The sequence below is a fragment of the Brevirhabdus sp. genome (assembly GCF_052826345.1).
Genome location: NZ_JBRBUA010000004.1, coordinates 1 through 15,875 on the forward strand (window position 1 = coordinate 1; position 15,875 = coordinate 15,875).

Annotated in this window: 13 protein-coding genes; 6 read left to right on the top strand and 7 right to left on the bottom strand. The window is 66.7% G+C overall.

Annotated elements, in window-relative coordinates; genetic code table 11:
• The 7 genes from ACU0BR_RS00105 to ACU0BR_RS00135 form a co-directional block, all read right to left on the bottom strand.
• Positions 1-536 (bottom strand): AMP-binding protein (locus tag ACU0BR_RS00105; protein WP_446154801.1); only part of this gene is annotated, 536 nt, incomplete at its 3' end.
• Complete coding sequence (locus ACU0BR_RS00110; RefSeq protein ID WP_446154802.1) at positions 529-1,038, bottom strand: (2Fe-2S)-binding protein; 510 nt, start codon at positions 1,036-1,038, stop codon at positions 529-531. The genes ACU0BR_RS00110 and ACU0BR_RS00105, both read right to left, overlap by 8 nt.
• Positions 1,026-1,853, bottom strand: a complete 828-nt coding sequence (locus tag ACU0BR_RS00115) for an FAD binding domain-containing protein (protein ID WP_446154803.1) — start codon at positions 1,851-1,853, stop codon at positions 1,026-1,028. Before ACU0BR_RS00115 ends, ACU0BR_RS00110 begins: the two co-directional genes overlap by 13 nt.
• Positions 1,850-4,801, bottom strand: a complete 2,952-nt coding sequence (locus ACU0BR_RS00120) for a xanthine dehydrogenase family protein molybdopterin-binding subunit (protein WP_446154804.1) — start codon at positions 4,799-4,801, stop codon at positions 1,850-1,852. The genes ACU0BR_RS00115 and ACU0BR_RS00120 overlap by 4 nt, the downstream gene beginning before the upstream one ends.
• Before the next feature lie 100 nt (positions 4,802-4,901).
• A complete protein-coding gene (locus tag ACU0BR_RS00125) occupies positions 4,902-5,768 on the bottom strand; it encodes a helix-turn-helix transcriptional regulator (RefSeq protein WP_446154805.1) in 867 nt (288 codons plus the stop codon).
• 271 nt (positions 5,769-6,039) lie between these two features.
• Positions 6,040-7,413 (bottom strand): sensor histidine kinase, encoded by a 1,374-nt coding sequence (locus tag ACU0BR_RS00130; protein WP_446154806.1) that lies wholly within the window; start codon positions 7,411-7,413, stop codon positions 6,040-6,042.
• Positions 7,414-7,418: 5 nt separating this feature from the next.
• Positions 7,419-8,090, bottom strand: coding sequence for a response regulator transcription factor (locus ACU0BR_RS00135; RefSeq protein ID WP_446154807.1), 672 nt, complete (start codon positions 8,088-8,090; stop codon positions 7,419-7,421).
• Between the two features lie 151 nt (positions 8,091-8,241).
• Between ACU0BR_RS00135 and ACU0BR_RS00140 the strand changes: the two genes are divergently transcribed.
• From ACU0BR_RS00140 to tcuB, 6 genes are all read left to right on the top strand, one after another.
• Positions 8,242-9,318: a tricarboxylate transporter gene (locus ACU0BR_RS00140; protein ID WP_446154808.1), complete on the top strand. Its 1,077-nt coding sequence runs from the start codon at positions 8,242-8,244 to the stop codon at positions 9,316-9,318.
• A gap of 70 nt (positions 9,319-9,388) precedes the next feature.
• Positions 9,389-11,419, top strand: a complete 2,031-nt coding sequence (locus ACU0BR_RS00145; RefSeq protein ID WP_446154809.1) for a tripartite tricarboxylate transporter permease — start codon at positions 9,389-9,391, stop codon at positions 11,417-11,419.
• A gap of 11 nt (positions 11,420-11,430) precedes the next feature.
• The gene (locus ACU0BR_RS00150) at positions 11,431-12,519 is read left to right on the top strand and encodes a 4-oxalomesaconate tautomerase (protein ID WP_446154810.1); all 1,089 of its coding nucleotides are present in this window, start codon (positions 11,431-11,433) and stop codon (positions 12,517-12,519) included.
• 207 nt (positions 12,520-12,726) lie between these two features.
• Positions 12,727-13,404 (top strand): GntR family transcriptional regulator, encoded by a 678-nt coding sequence (locus ACU0BR_RS00155; protein WP_446154811.1) that lies wholly within the window; start codon positions 12,727-12,729, stop codon positions 13,402-13,404.
• Positions 13,401-14,786: an FAD-dependent tricarballylate dehydrogenase TcuA gene (gene tcuA / locus ACU0BR_RS00160; protein ID WP_446154812.1), complete on the top strand. Its 1,386-nt coding sequence runs from the start codon at positions 13,401-13,403 to the stop codon at positions 14,784-14,786. The genes ACU0BR_RS00155 and tcuA overlap by 4 nt, the downstream gene beginning before the upstream one ends.
• Positions 14,776-15,864 (top strand): tricarballylate utilization 4Fe-4S protein TcuB, encoded by a 1,089-nt coding sequence (gene tcuB, locus ACU0BR_RS00165; RefSeq protein WP_446154813.1) that lies wholly within the window; start codon positions 14,776-14,778, stop codon positions 15,862-15,864. Before tcuA ends, tcuB begins: the two co-directional genes overlap by 11 nt.
• Positions 15,865-15,875 lie beyond the last annotated feature (11 nt).

Sequence of the window (15,875 nt, forward strand, 5' to 3'; positions counted from 1 at the left end):
GCCCGATGGCGGCGCGGCACGCCCTTGGGCTTGGCGGTCGTCCCGCTGGTGTAGAGCATGATCGACCAGTCTTCGGCGTCGGCCTGGGGGGAGGCATCCGGCACCGTTTGCGCGACGATCTCATCGAACCGATGCGCACCGGGGGCGTCAGTTTCATAGGCGATCCGGGGCAGATCCGAGACACCGTCGGCCGCAAGGACCGAGCTGGCGCTCGAGGCGTCGAACATGACGGCGCGCGCGGCACTGTTCGCGACGAAAAAAGCGAATTCGTCGGGCGTGGCGCGCCAGTTCACCGGAACGATCGTGATCCCGGCCAGTTGACAGGCCCAATGTGCCGTGGCCGCCGCCCGGTTGTTCTGAAACGCGGTGATGAGCCGGTCACCCTTTGCGACACCGATTTCAGCCAAGGCCTGCGTCAGCGCCGAGATCTGGCCGAACCAGTCGGCATAGCTCAGGCGAATGTCCCCGTCCACGAGGGCGAGGGCATCCGGTGCGCGGGACACGCTCGCGATGAGAGAGCGTCCGAGATCAAGCATTTTCCGTTTCCTTCCTGAACGTATCCGCGGCCTCGAGAGCCGCTTGAACGATGGCATGATAGCCGGTGCAGCGGCACAGGTGCCCCGACAGGACGTCCCGGATGCGGGTTTCGTCGGCCTCCGGCTCATCGCGCAGAAGCGTGTCGAGCGACATCACGATCCCGGCCGTGCAGAATCCGCATTGCAGGGCGTGGTGCTTTCGAAACGCTTCCTGCAGCACGGACAGCCGCCCCGGCGCGGTGGCGACACCTTCGACGGTGTCGATTTGCGCGCCGTCGATCTGGACCGCGAGCGTGAGGCAGCTGCGGGCCATCGCACCGTCGATGCGCACCGTACAGGCCCCGCAGACGCCGTGTTCGCACCCGACATGCGTGCCGGTCGCGCCAAGTTCGGCGCGCAGGGCGTCGCTGAGCAACATGCGCGGCGCGACGCGTATCTGCGCGGGGCGGCCGTTCAGCACAAAGCGCACGAGGTGCTTTTCCTCTGCGATCAACTTGCGCATGTGCGCGCCTCCTTGAGAGCTTGGGTGCCGAGCCGGCGCACGAGGTCGCGCCGATAGCGGGCGGTTGCGTGCAGATCGTCCCGCGCATCGAGCGACCAGGCCAGCGCATTGAGCGCGTCGGCCTCGTCGTCCGCGGACAGCGCGTCCCAATCCTGGACGATCGGTGTGTCGTTGACCCCGCCGATCGCAAGGCGCGTCCGCTTTCCCGTGACTGTCGCGGCGCAGGCGACGATGGCGAAATCGCCCTTGCGACGCCCGACCTCGACGAATCCGGTGCCGGTGCCCGCGGGAAGGAACGGGAAATCGACCGCTTCGATCAGCTCGTCGTCGGCCTTTTCCGTCAGCATCATCCCCAGAAAGAATTCCCGCGCCGCGACGCGCCGCATCTTGCGGCCTCGGCGCAGGATCACCGTGCCGTCGAGGGCGCAGAGCGCGAGCGGGATTTCCGCAGACGGATCGGCATGGGCGGCCGAACCGCAGATCGTGCCGCGCGCGCGTGTCTGGGGGTGCCCGACCCAAGGCAGCAGTTTGGCCAGAAGCGGGTTGAGCGACGCGAGATCCGGGCGGGCCAGCAGCGCGGCCTGGCGCACGCCGGCACCGATGCGCAGTGCGCCGTCGCGCGTCTCGACAGTCCGTGCCTGCGGGGCAGCCATGACGTCGACCAGCACGCGGGGCCGCGCAAGCCGCATGTTCAGCATCGCCATGAGAGACTGCCCCCCCGCGATGACGCGCGCGCCGTCGCCCGTCTCGGCAATGACGCTTGCCGCCTCGTCGAGGCTGTCGCACCGGATGTAATCGAAGGGTGCGGGCTTCATGACGCGCCTCCGAACAGGGCGCGCAGGCGGGCGAGACGCCCCTGACGCGGCGCCGTATCGCCCGCCTTCCGGCCAAGCGCGGCAAAGAACTGGCCGATCACGATCTTCGCCGCCCCGTCGAGCAGCCGCCCGCCGACCGCAGCGACCTTGCCGCCGACCGACGCCTCATAGGCATAGCCGATGATCGTGCCGCCCGTCGCGTCGGGTCTGAGCGTGACTGTGCCGGATCCCGCCCCGGTGCCGAGCGCCCCGGATGCCTTGCCGTTGAGGACCGCCGAACGGGGTTCGTCGAGGTTCGAGAGCGCGACATCCACCCGGTAGCGGCCCTTTACCGGACCGACGCCAAGCGTGACATCGGCAAGGAAGCGCGTCGGCGACAGGCGTTTTACGCCATGCGCGCCCGGGATGATCGCGGCGAGCTGTTCGGCATCCATCAGTAGATCCCAGATCTCCTGCGGTGACGCGCCCACCCGTGCCTCGCCCTTGCCTGACAAGCCCTTGCCGCCCGTCTCCCGGGGCTTTTCCAGGCCTTCGGGGGCCTCGGGCTCGTCCGGCATGAACGCTGCGATACGCGCGGGGCTGAGCGGCAGGGTCAGATCGACCTCTCCGCGGCTCGGGCGCAGCGCATCGGCGATGCCGTTTGCCACGCATACGGGCGTCGACATGCAGTTGCCTTCTCCCACGCCCTTTGCCCCCAGCGGCGTCAGCGGGGACGGGGTGCAGATATGATGGATTTCGAGGGCCGGGATCTCGTGTACCGTGGGCACCGGATAATCCGCGAAGGTGCCCGCCAGAAACGCGCCGTCTTCGTCATAGGCATATTCCTCATAGAGCGCCGCGCCGATGGCGTGGGCGAACGCGCCGCGGATTTGGCCTTCGACCATGGCTTCGTGCAGGATCGTGCCGCAATCATGCATCGTCAGATAGCGGTCGACGCGCGCCGCGTAGGTGTCCGGGTCGATCTCCACCCCGCAAAAGTCAAAGATGAACCCGTGACAGAGCGAGGAATTGATCTCGTCCGCGTCATTGGGGGCGGCCAGTTCCGGCGCGGTCCAGATCGCGGTTTCGCGGATCGGCGAACCGTCGAGCTCAGGCAGGGTGGCCGGTGCCCAATGTGCGGCAGAGGCGACGCGCGCAAAGGGCAGAGCGGCGTCCGGGTTGCCGGTGACAAAGATCTTGCCGTCTTCGAAGCTCAGCTCGTCGGGCTTTGCGTTCAGCTGCGCCGCGGCGATCCGCGCGATCCGGTCGCGCAGCCGGTCGGCGGCCACGCAGACCGCGCCCGCCGAGGCCCCGGCGAAACGGCTGGCGTAATTGCCCGCCGCGATCGACCATGCGTCCTTGGAGGTGTCCATCGCGGCAATGACCGTGACGCTGGTGGCGGGCAGCCCGAAGCGTTCGGCCACGATGCCCGCGGCGACCGTCCTGTGCCCCTGCCCCTGCGGGACGGAGTCGAGCTGGACCGTGATCGTGCCCACCGGGTCGATATGCACGGTCGCACTCGATTGCGCGCCGTTCTTCGGGCCGGATTTCGCACGTTCTTCGGGCGTCAGTACCGTCGACAGATACCCCATGTTCGAAACCGACGGCTCGACGGCGACCGTCAGGCCGATCCCATACATCTTGCCCGCCGCTCGCATCTTGTCGCGATGGGCGACGAGGTCGCGATAACGCCCGTCGCGCAGCGCGGTCTCGAACGCCTGCACGTAATCGCCGGAATCGTAGGTCGCACCGCTCGCGGTCTTGTAGGGGAAGGCCTCGGTGGGGATCAGGTTGACGCGGATCACGTCGATGGGATCGAGCCCCAGCTCACTTGCGATACGCTGCATCAGGCGTTCGAGCGCAAAGTAGATCTGCGGCCCGCCGAAGCCCCGGTTAAGGCCGGTCGGCGTCTTGTTCGTCATCACGATACGGTTGCGCACGGCGAGGTTCGCGACATCGTAGGCCCCGCACAGGTTGCCGTGCATCCGGTAGAGCGTCGCCGGTTCCGGCGCGCGCAGATAGGCGCCCACGTCCTCGATCTGATCGTAGTCGAGCGCGGTGATCCGCCCGTCGTTCTGCACGGCCGCGCGCAAGGTGATCGCGCGATTCGTACTTGAAACCGAGGCGGTGAGATGTTCGAGCCGGTCCTCGACCCATTTCACGGGCCGATCCGCGATGCGGGCGCAGGCCCCCAGAAGGGCGATATAGGGAAAGACGCCCTGTTTGACGCCAAAGCTGCCGCCGGAGTCCTCGGGCGTCCTGAGGCGAAGGCGGTTGCCGGGCACCTTCAGCGCGCGCGCGATGACCGGGTGGATCGAAAAGGGCCCCTGGAAATTCGCCGTGACGTCGAAGCATTGTCCATGCGGGTCCCACTGCGCGAGCACGCCATAGGTCTCTATCGGGGTGCAGGAATTGCGCGGGTAGCGCACCGACATGGCGATCGTTTTATCCGCCGCCGCGAAGGCTGCCTCGGGATCGCCGTAGCTGAATTGCCGGTCGGAGCCGAGATTGCCGCCCATCTTGTCATGCAGAACCGGCGCGTCCGCGGCGAGCGCCTGTACCGGGTCGAGCACGACGGGGAGCATGTCGTAGTCCACCTCGATCAGATCGAGCGCATCCTCCGCGGTGTAGCGGTCCTCGGCCAGGACGACCGCGACCGGCTCGCCCGAATACCGCACCTTGTCGCGGGCAATCGGCCAGCATTCGATGGGAAGCTTGACGCCGACCATCAGCGGGGCGGCAACGCTGGCGTAATCCTCGCCGGTCAGGACGGTGTGCACCCCCTCAAGACGGCGCGCCGCATCCGCGCGGATCGCGCGCAGATGCGCGTGGGCGTGGGGGCTGCGAAGGATGGCCGCATGAAGCGTGCCCTGCGGCACCGGCAGATCGTCGAAGAACTGCCCGCGCCCGGTCAGGAGCGGCGCGTCTTCCACCCGCTGCAGCGAGTGATGGGGCATGTCCTTCGCCATTCAGCTCCTCCTCCCGGGCCATCACGTCATGGAGAAGGCAGGATAAGCGGAGAAGATGCGGAAACCGATTGTCGGGGGGCGCAGAATTTACCGAGGAGTCTCAAATGCGCAGAAAATCCGAAACCTCTCCGAGACGTGAAATCGAGCGGAAGCTCGACGGGGTCACGCCCGAATGGTCGCGAAAGAAGCGCGTGAAATGCGCCTGCGTCGTGAAGCCGAGCGTATCGGACAGCGCGCCGAAGCTGATGTCGCTGGAAACCGCCGCATTCACGGCCTTTTCGATGCGGATCATGTTGTGAAAGACGCGCGGCGTGACGCCGGTCGAACTTTCGAACACCCGGAAGAAGTTGGCGCGGCTCATGCCGGCGGTGTCGGCGAGATTGTCGATATTGCTCACGCCGCCGGAATCGCGGCGCAGCTTGTCGATCACCTTGGCGACGCGCCAGTCGATGTTGTGATTGCGCGCGGCGTCGCGCAGGTTGTTCCCGACCGAGCGCCACTCCGTGAACCGTTCGATCACCGCGATCATCAATTCGCCGAGCCGGCTTTCATGTTCCGCAACCGCGGTCGGCGTGTGGACCATGCTCGCAGCCAGATCCATGGTCTGGCTGCGTATGGTCGGGGTGATCGCATCGGTCGTCTTCTCGAAGAACCCGGCGCCCGCGCTCGCCGCCCAGTTCGGACGGAACCCGGCCAGCCACGTGGGTTCTATGTATAGGGCGAGGATAATCGTGCGCGGTGCGTTCGGCCGATGCACATAGGCATGGGGCGTCCAGGCATTGATCAGAACGGCGCTCGTATCGGTCAGATGCGCAACCTCGTCGCCCACGAGAAACGAGGTGTCGGCACCATCGACCTTGAGCAGGACATGACAATGCGGATGCGCGTGGCGCACCAGGGAGCGGTCCATGTCGAGCAAGGCGACGCGGCCGAATTCCCCTGTTCTGATGCGCAGAGCATCGGACATATGTGTGGATATCCTTTCTCGATCCGCCTAAATATTCTTCAAATCAAAGCCTGGCAGAGTCAATGCCCCCGTATGGAGGGAGCATACGCCATATTCCGACACGAGGCATCTGCTGCCTTCGCGCAGAGGGCGTTCCCGGACAGGGTCTGCCGATGCGGAAAATTCCCGCCCGATGTTGGTGCATCATTGATCGGGCACAGCCTGGTCCGCCAGCTCGTGCGCGCAATTGTCGGTGCCAGCGTCACGGCGGCCACAAGGGACGCGGCGCGGCTTACGGCAGGGGCAGTTTCAGCTGCACCGCCGTGCCCCGCGCCCTGGGCAGCAGGCGGACCTGACCGTTGTGGCGGCGTAGGATGTCCTTGACGATCGACAGTCCCAGGCCGCTGCCCTCGCCCTCGCGAAGCTGCCCGAACCGCTGAAAGGCCGCATCCGCCCTGTCGGGCGGAATGCCGATGCCGTCATCCTCGACGCTCACAACGGCCGCGCCGTCCTGCTCCGCGGTGCGCACGACGATGGATGCCAGCGACGGCCCGCCGTGTTTCAGCGCATTCTCCAGAAGGTTGGTCAAAGCCTCCCCGATCAGCACCGCATCGCCCTCGACAACCAGCGCGCTCTCGGATGGCGCGAATTCGAACCGGATGTCGCGGGCCAGCACCGCGGGCGCGAATTCGCTGCACACCCGCTCCGCGACCTCGTTCAGCTCGACCGGCTCCAACGCGGGCGCATTCTCGTAGCGGAGCCGTTCCAGCGACAGCAGCTGGTTCGCCAGCCGCGCCGATTTGCGCGCCGCGGCGATCAGCTCCTGCTGGCACGCACGGCGTTGCCGGGGGTCGTGCACATCGGGCAGGATCTCCGCCAGCGACAGCAGGGCGGCGGCGGGGTTGCGCAGCTGATGCGCCGCGTCCGAAATAAAGGCCTGGTGATCCTCGATATTGCGACGCACCTGGCCGAACAACCGGTTCAGCGTCGCCACGATGCCGGACACCTCGGCCGGGACGGCGCGGCGGATATCGCGCAGATCGTCGGGCGAGCGGTGACGGATCGCATCCTGAAGGTCGTGCAGGGGCCGCAGCCCGATCTTGACCCCGAACCAGACGACCAGCGCCAGCGTGACCATCAGACTGACGATCAGCGCCACGGCGCGGCGGGCCAGCGCTGCGGCAAAGGCGTTGCGGTCGCTTTCGCGCTGCCAGACGGTGACCACCGTATCGCCGGTCAGATTGCCGATCGTGGTGCTTTCGGTCATGCGCAGCACGCGCACCGGCTCCCCTCGGTACGTGGCGTTCGCATAGCGCAGCCCTTCGCGCCCCGTTCCGGCACGCCCTGTCCCGGCGCGCCCGCCGCCCGCCTCCGACACCGGCGGATAGGCGTAGCCGGTCACATAAATGCCGCCGGGGCCGGTGACATGATAGAACAGCTCTCCTCCGCCCGCGTCGGAGATGAAATCGCGGGTGGTGGGCGACAGCGCGTCCCCGTTCGAGATCGCCACGTCGCGCGATATTGCCAGCGCCGCCGCCAGAAGGCTGCGGTCGAACAGCTCCTCCGAGGTGTGCTGCGCCACCTGAAACCGCCACGACCCCAACAGGACCGACACCAGCAGCAGCGGCGGCAGGATCAGCAGAAACAGCCGCGTGCGCAGCGACATGTTGTTCATGTCCCGTCGACTAGCAGCAGGTATCCCAGACCGCGTGCCGCCTTGATGGTGATGCCGTAGGGTTCCAACCGCTTGCGCAATCGCGACACATGCGGCTCTATCGCGCTGTCCCCGAGCGCGGCACCGGTGCCGTAGACATGGGTGATGAGCTGGGATTTGGACACGATGCGCCCGCGCCGTTCCAGCAGGCATTCCAGCGTCGCCAGCTCCTTGCGCGGAAAGGCGAGTGGGCGGTCGCCCTCCAGCAGCTGCCTGTCGGCACGGTCGAACACCAAAGGCCCCAGCGTGTCGCGCGCCGAAAAGATCAGGTTCTTTCGTCGCGCCATTGCCCGCAGGCGCGCCTCCAGCTCATCCATCTCGAAAGGCTTGATCAGGTAATCGTCGGCGCCCGCATCCAGACCCGCGACGCGTTCTGCGGTTTCGGCGCGCGCGGTCAGCAGGATCACGGGCGTGCCGTCGCCCCGGCCGCGCAGACGGCGCAGCACCTCCAGCCCGTCGCAGCCCGGCAGGTTGCGGTCGAGCACGATCAGATCGGCGCCCTCGCGGCAGAGAAACGCATCCGCCTCTTCGCCATCATGCAGCAGATCGACGGAATGGGCGCGGTCGCGCAGGCGGTGCGCGATCCCCTGCGCCAGCGATTCGTTGTCTTCGATGACTGCAATGCGCATGGGCTAAAACTTAATCATGTTGTGCAAGTTTCGTGCAAGCTTGGTGCGGCAGGATGCCCGCGTTGGAGGAGGGGCAAGGTCCCTTTAACCGAAATCGGAGATGTCGGCAGGCCCTGCCTGGCCGGTCAAATACGTCTATGGGAGGACATCTATGACTATCAAGTATCTCGCCGCTTCGATCGCATCCGCCGCCTTTCTCGCGGCACCGGCCATGGCGCAGGTCGATCTGTCGGGCAAGACCGTCGAATGGGTGATTCCGTTCTCGGAAACCGGCGGTTCGGCCAAATGGGCCAACTTCTTCGCGCCACTGCTGTCGCAGGAACTGCCCGGCAAGCCGACAGTCGTGGTGAAATTCATGCCCGGCGCGGGCTCGACCAAGGGGGCCAACTGGTTCCAGAACCAGACGGACGGCGATGGCACGCTGCTGTTCGGCACCTCCGGCTCCACCCAGTTTCCCTATCTGCTGGATGACCCGCGCGTGCGCTACGAATACAGCGACTGGAATCCGGTCATGGCATCGGGCACCGGCGGCGTCGCCTATCTGAACCCCGAGGATGGCGCCAAGTTCGACGGCACCGCCAACAACCTCAAGGACATCGACTTCATCTACGGCTCCCAGGGGGCGACGCGGCTCGACCTCGTGCCGCTGCTGGCCTGGCAGATGCTGGGCATGAACGTCGAGCCGGTGTTCGGCATCAAGGGGCGCGGCGACGGCCGCCTGATGTTCGAACGCGGCGAAGCCACGATCGACTACCAAACCTCGTCGAGCTATCTCGGCGCCTCGGCCGATCTCGTCGAACAGGGCCGCGCCGTGCCGATGATGACCTGGGGCGCGCTGAACGAGGACGGCGACATCGTGCGCGATCCGACCTTCCCCGGCATCCCCACCTTCAAGGAGGTCTGCGAAGCCACCGACGGCTGCGAGACGCGCGGTGAGGCATGGGACGCCTGGAAGGCATTTTTCATCGCCGGATTCCCGGTGCAGAAGATCGCCTTTCTGCCCGCGGGCACATCGCAGGAGGTGATCGACACCTACACCGCCGCCTTCGACGCGGTGCGCAATCGCGACGATTTCGCCAAGATCGCCAGCAAGCGCGTCGGCAAATATGACGTCTTCGTCGGCGAGGGCGCGAAAAAGGCCACCAAGGCGGGCACCACCGTGTCGCCGGAGGCGAAGGCCTATGTCACCAACTGGCTGCAAGAGGCCTATGGCGTCTCGCTGAAATAAGCGGGGCCCGTCGGCCCCGGCGACTGCCGGGGCCGCTTCCTTACATTTCACAAAAATCGAGGTCGGGGCGATGGATGTCTTCGCAACCGCCCTGCCCGCCCTTGGCGAGGCATGGGCGCTCATTCTGCAACCCACGGTTCTGGGATATCTTGTCCTGGGCGTTGTCATGGGTCTTGCGGTCGGTGTCTTTCCCGGCCTCGGCGGCATTGCCGGGCTGTCGCTGCTGCTGCCCTTCATGTTCGGCATGGACCCGGTGCTGGGACTGGCGTTGATGATCGGCATGGTGGCGGTCGTGCCGACCTCCGACACGTTCGCCTCGGTGCTGATGGGCATCCCCGGATCATCCGCCAGCCAGGCGACGGTGCTCGACGGCTTCCCGCTCGCCAAGAAGGGTCAGGCCGCGCGGGCGCTGTCGGCCGCCTTCACCTCATCGCTTTTCGGCGGGCTGGTCGGCGCGCTTTTCCTGACGCTGTTCATCGTCGTCGCACGGCCGCTGGTGCTGGCCTTCGGGCTGCCGGAAATGCTGATGATCTCCGTTCTGGGGCTGTCGATGGTCGCGATTCTGGCGGGGCGCGTGGCGCTCAAGGGTCTGGCGGCGGCGGGGCTCGGCATGTTGATCGGCACCATAGGCGAGGCCGACGCGGGCGGCTCCCTGCGCATGGCGAGCTATGACATTCCCTATCTGATCGACGGTCTGAAACTGGTGATCGTGGGCCTCGGCGTCTTTGCGGTGCCCGAAATCGTCTCGCTGCTGCGCCAGGACCGCTCCATTTCCAAGGAGGCCACGCTCGGCGCGGGCTGGGGCGAAGGGGTCCGCGACTGGGTGGCCAACAAATGGCTTTCGGTGCGCTGCTCGCTGATCGGCGTGGTGGTGGGGGTGATCCCCGGTCTCGGCGGCTCGGTCGTGGACTGGATCGCCTATGGCCACACCGTCCAGACCACGAAGGACAAGTCGCAGTTCGGCAAGGGCGAGATCCGCGGCGTGATCGGACCGGAAAGCTCGAACAACGCCAAGGAAGGCGGCGGCCTGGTTCCCACCCTTCTGTTCGGCATTCCCGGCTCGGGCTCGATGGCGATCTTCATCGGCGCGATCGCGCTTCTGGGCGCGGGCGATATCGAGGTCGGCCCGTCGATGCTGCGCGACAACCTCGACATCACCTATTCCATCGTCTGGCTGCTGGCGCTGGCCAATGTCGTGGGCACGCTCTTGTGCATCGCGGCCTCGGGCGGCATCGCGCGACTGACCACCATCCGCTTCACCTATCTGGCGCCGTTTCTGTTCATGCTGATCTCCTTCGCGGCGTTCCAGTCGGGGCAGAACTTCGAGGATATCCTGGCGCTGTTCACCATCGGATTGATCGGCATCTTCCTGCGCCGCTTCGACTGGTCGCGTCCGGCTTTCCTGATCGGCTTCGTGCTGTCCAACCCGATCGAGAAATTCTCGAACCAGGCGTTCCAGATCGCCTCCTTCCGGTTTCGCAAGTCGTTCGACCAAGGCATGGACTACGTCTTTTCGCCCATCGTGATCGTTCTGCTGATCGTCACCGTGGTCTCGGTGGTGCTGGGTCTGCGTCAGGCCAGATCGATCATGGCCGAGGGCGACGTGCGCTCCGGCTCCAAGCGGGCGCCGATGATCTTTCTGCTGTGCATCACGGCCTATGTGGTGGCCGCTCTGGTCAATGCCTCGCTCATCCCGAACTTCAACATGACCGACAAGATCGTGCCGCTCGTGATCGGGGGCATCACGCTGGCCGCGCTGATGATCCTGCTGGTGCAGATGATCCTGCGCCCCGAGACCGATATGGTCTTCGCCGACAAGGAGGTCGCGGGCGAGGACGCGGATGCGCCTTACGGCCTCTGGGGCACGCTGGCGTGGTTTCTCGGGCTGATCGCGGCCACCTATGTCGTGGGGTTCATCCTCGCGCTGCTGGGCTTTCTGGTCATCTTTCTGCGGGTGCGCGCACAGACCTCCTGGCCCAGGACCCTGATCCTGACCGCCGGCGGCATCGCGCTGATGTGCACCATGGGCGGCGCGCTGAACCGCGATTTCCCGCCGGGCCTGTTGCAGGGCGCCATCGATCTGCCCTGGCCGCTGAATTGAGGACCCCCCCGATGACCCAGACAGCCATTCCCTATCTCTTCATGCGCGGCGGCACCTCGCGCGGGCCGTATTTCAAGCGCGCCGATCTGCCGGAGGACCCGGAAACCCTCGCGCAAGTGCTGATCGGCGTGCTGGGCTCGGGTCACCCGCTCAACATCGACGGAATCGGCGGCGGGGCGGCGGTAACCACCAAGGTCGCCATGCTCTCGCCCTCCGACGATGCGTGGGCCGACGTGGATTATTTCTTCGCACAGGTCTCGGTCGAGGATCGGCAGGTCGATTTCAAACCGACCTGCGGCAATATCCTCTCGGGCGTCGGCCCCGCCGCGCTTGAGATGGGGCTGCTCGCGCCCACGGGCGATCTGACCGAGGTGAAGATCCGCGCGGTCAATACCGGCGCGAGGGTTCTCGCCAGGGTCCAGACACCGGGCGGCGTGCTCAGCTACGACGGCGACACGGAAATCGCGGGCGTACCCGGCACCGGCGCCCCGGTGGCGCTGAACTTCATGGGGGTGGTCGGGTCGTCGACCGGGGCTTTCCTGCCCACCGGCAACCTGCGCGACAACTTCGACGGGATCGAGGTCACCTGCATGGACGTGGCCATGCCCATGGTCATCGCCCGCGCGGCCGATTTCGGGCTGAGCGGGCATGAAAGCGCGGCCGAACTGGACGCGAACCGGGGGTTTTTCGCCCGGATGGAGGCACTGCGTCTCAAGGCGGGCGCCGCCATGGGCATGGGCGACGTGTCGACATCCGTTACCCCGAAATTCGGCCTGCTGGCGCCCGCGCGCGCGGGCGGCACCATCGCCTGCCGCTATTTTATGCCGTGGAACGCGCATCCCTCGATGGCGGTGACCGGCGCGCAATGCCTGGCCTCCTGCGCGCTGACGCCGGGCAGCGTCGCCGACGGCCTGCTGGAACGTCCGGCTCAGGGCCCTGCCGACATGGTGCTTGAACATGCGTCGGGCATGATCGAGGTGCTGGTGGATTACGACATGGCCGAAGGGTTCACGCTGAAATCGGCCGGTTTGCTGCGCACGGCGCGCAAACTTGCGGACGGGCGCGTCTTCGTGCCCTCGCGGATCTGGCAGGGTCCCTGAGGTGACCGTCTGGACCGATCGTGCGCCCGATGCGGCCGCCTTGGCCCACCCACTGCGCGATGCCGTCTGTCTGGTCCTGTTCCGCGCACGCACGCAGATCACGCGCGACCTGCTCGACCGGCCGCCGCCGGAACGGGCCGCGCGGGGCTTGACCCGATCTCCATACATACGTATCCAAATGTATGCAATATTGACGGAGGATGATCCGTGCGCGACGACGACGCCCCGCAGGGCAACGCGGCCTACAAACGCCTGATGACCGAGCTGCGCGAGGGCCGCCTGAGCCCCGGCGAGCGGCTGCGCGAGACCGAGCTGGCCGAACGGCTGGGCATGTCGCGCACCCCCGTGCGCGAAGCGATCCGCCAGCTCGAAGCCGACGGAATCGTCAGCCACATCCCGCGCCAGGGCGCGTGCATCCGCTCGCTCGACTATGCGGAAGTGATGGAACTCTATGAGATGCGCGCCGTGCTGGAAGGGACCGCCGCGCGTCTTGCCGCCCGTGTGGCGTCGGACATCGAACTCGAGGAGCTTTGCGACATGAACCGCGGGCTCGCCTCCCTCGGCAACGCGCCGGAGGCCTTCACCCTCAACCGCCAGTTCCATGCCGCGCTGCTGGACGCGGCCAAGAACCGCTTTCTGACCCGCTCCATCCACACGCTGCAAAAGGCGCTGATGATCCTCGGCCCGACGACCCTGACCGAACCCGAGCGCGCGGCCCGGGCGGTCGCGGAACACCGCGACGTGCTTGAGGCGATCAAGATGCGCGATGCCCTCGCCGCCGAGGCCGCGATGCGCGCCCATATCGAGGCGGCGCAGCGGGTCCGCGTGCGCGCCCTGCGTGCACGTCCCGCTGAGGCCGACACCTACGACGGCAATCTGCTGTGACCTACCGCCCCGACGTGGCCGTCATCGGCGGCGGCAATGCCGCGCTCTGCGCCGCGATCACCGCCGCGGAGGCGGGCGCCCGCGTGCTGATCCTGGAAACCGCGCCCAAACCCTATCGCGGCGGCAATTCGCGCCACACGCGCAACTTTCGCTGCATGCACCGCGCTCCGCTCGGCCCGCTGGTCGACAGCTACACCGAGGAGGAATACCTCGCCGACCTGATGAAGGTGACCGGCGGCCAGACCGACGAACACCTCGCCCGTCTCGCCATCCGCACCTCGGAGGAATGCCTGCCCTGGATGGAGGAGCACGGGGTGCGTTTCCAGCCCTCCCTGTCAGGCACCCTTTCGCTGGGCCGCACCAACGCCTTTTTCCGCGGCGGCGGCAAGAGCCTCGTGAACGCCTATTACCGCACCGCCGAAGCGTTGGGGGTCGAGGTCCGCTACGAAGCGGCCGTCACCCATCTGGAACTGGAGGGGGACCGGATCGCCCGCGTCGATTTCACCCATGAAGGCGAGGAAAAGAGCCTTGCGCCGGCATCGGTTGTCGTGGCCTCGGGCGGCTTTCAGGCCGATACCGACTGGCTCGCCCGCGCCTGGGGGCCGACGGCCAGGAACTTCCTGATCCGCGGCACGCCCTACAACCGCGGGGTGGTGCTGGCCGATCTGCTGGCTCAGGGCATCGCGCAGGTGGGCGATCCGACACAATGCCACGCCGTCGCCATCGACGGGCGCGCGCCGAAATTCGACGGCGGCATCGTGACCCGGCTGGACTGCGTCCCCTTTTCCATCGTCGTCAACAAGGACGCCCGGCGGTTCTATGACGAAGGCGAGGACGTCTGGCCCAAGCGCTACGCGATCTGGGGCCGTCTGGTGGCGGCGCAGCCCGATCAGGTGGGCTATGTCATCATCGACGCCAGATCGCTCAACCTCTTCATGCCCTCGGTCTTTCCGCCGATCAGGGCGGACACGCTGGCGGAACTGGCGGCGAAAATGGGCCTGCCCGCCGACGCGCTCGAACGCACGGTGGCCGAATTCAACGCCGCCTGCGGCGATGACAGCGGATTTCACCCGACCGAGCTGGACGGCGTGGCGACCGAGGGCCTGACCCCGCCCAAGACCAATTGGGCACGCCCCATCACCGAGCCGCCGTTCTACGGATACAGCCTGCGCACCGGCGTCACCTTCACCTACCTCGGGCTCAAGGTCGACGAGAACGCACAATGTTTCCTCGGTGCGCGCCCTGTCGCCAACCTCTGGGCGGCGGGCGAGACGATGGCGGGTTCGATCCTGGGTCAGGGGTATCTCGCCGGGTTCGGCATGAACATCGGCACCGTCTTCGGACGTATTGCAGGCAGGGAGGCCGCGGCCCATGCGAACTGATCTTCTGCAGGAGGCCCGCCGTCAGGCCGGGATCTGCAACGCCTGCCGCTATTGCGAGGGCTATTGCGCGGTCTTTCCCGCGCTTCAGGCCGAACGCGCGTTTTCCGACGGCGATCTGACCCAGCTTGCCAACCTCTGCCACAATTGCCGGGGCTGCTATTACGCCTGCCAATACACAGCCCCGCATGAGTTCGACCTGAACCTGCCCAAGGCACTGGCCGACGTGCGGCAGGACAGCTGGGAGGACTTCGCCGTTCCGCGTGCGGCTGCCAGAGCCTTTCAGAAAAACGGTGTCGCCATCGCGGCAGCGGCGATGCTGGGCTTCGCGCTGCTGTTCTGGGCGGCGCAGGCGCTGGCCTCGGCAGGCGGCGACGGCTTCTACACGGTGCTGTCGCACAACGCGATGGTCGCGATCTTCCTGCCGAGCTTTCTGTTACCATTGCTCAGCATGGGCATCGGCCTCAGCCGCTACTGGCGCGCCGTCGACGGCGCGCCAGTGCGCCTGTCGCATCTGCGCGCGGCCTTCGCGTCGGCGGCCAACATGCGCAACCTCAAGGGCGGGCATGGCGACGGCTGCAATTTCGAGGACGAAGACCGCTTCACCCACGCCCGACGCGCGGCGCATCAGGCGGTGATGTACGGCTTTCTGCTCTGCTTCGCCGCGACCGGCGTTGCGACCGTGATGCACTATGTCCTGGACATGCCCGCGCCCTACGGGATCTTTTCGGCGCCCAAGATCCTGGGGCTGTCGGGCGGCGTCCTGCTGGTGCTGGGCTGCGCCGAGATGATCCGCCTCAAGCTGCGTGCGGACAAGGATCTTGGCGCCGCGCACGCCTTTGGCGGCGAGGTCGGATTCATCGGCCTGCTGGGGGTTGTGGGGCTGAGCGGCCTTGCGCTCTACGCCGCGACCGGAACCGGGTGGATGCCGACGCTGCTGGTTCTGCATCTGGGCGCGGTGCTGGCGTTCTTTCTGCTGACGCCCTTCACCAAGATGGCGCACGGGTTTTACCGGCTCGCGGCGCTGACCCGCGATGCGCAGCGGCAAGGGCAACGACAGGGGCAGCGGCCCGGATCGTGACGCCCCCTGCC

Coding starts and splice junctions, on each gene's coding strand:
- ACU0BR_RS00110 (WP_446154802.1), bottom strand. CDS start 1,038: ATGCGCAAGTTGATCGCAGAGGAAAAGCACCTCGTGCGCTTTGTGCTG.
- ACU0BR_RS00115 (WP_446154803.1), bottom strand. CDS start 1,853: ATGAAGCCCGCACCCTTCGATTACATCCGGTGCGACAGCCTCGACGAG.
- ACU0BR_RS00120 (WP_446154804.1), bottom strand. CDS start 4,801: ATGGCGAAGGACATGCCCCATCACTCGCTGCAGCGGGTGGAAGACGCG.
- ACU0BR_RS00125 (WP_446154805.1), bottom strand. CDS start 5,768: ATGTCCGATGCTCTGCGCATCAGAACAGGGGAATTCGGCCGCGTCGCC.
- ACU0BR_RS00130 (WP_446154806.1), bottom strand. CDS start 7,413: ATGTCGCTGCGCACGCGGCTGTTTCTGCTGATCCTGCCGCCGCTGCTG.
- ACU0BR_RS00135 (WP_446154807.1), bottom strand. CDS start 8,090: ATGCGCATTGCAGTCATCGAAGACAACGAATCGCTGGCGCAGGGGATC.
- ACU0BR_RS00140 (WP_446154808.1), top strand. CDS start 8,242: ATGACTATCAAGTATCTCGCCGCTTCGATCGCATCCGCCGCCTTTCTC.
- ACU0BR_RS00145 (WP_446154809.1), top strand. CDS start 9,389: ATGGATGTCTTCGCAACCGCCCTGCCCGCCCTTGGCGAGGCATGGGCG.
- ACU0BR_RS00150 (WP_446154810.1), top strand. CDS start 11,431: ATGACCCAGACAGCCATTCCCTATCTCTTCATGCGCGGCGGCACCTCG.
- tcuB (WP_446154813.1), top strand. CDS start 14,776: ATGCGAACTGATCTTCTGCAGGAGGCCCGCCGTCAGGCCGGGATCTGC.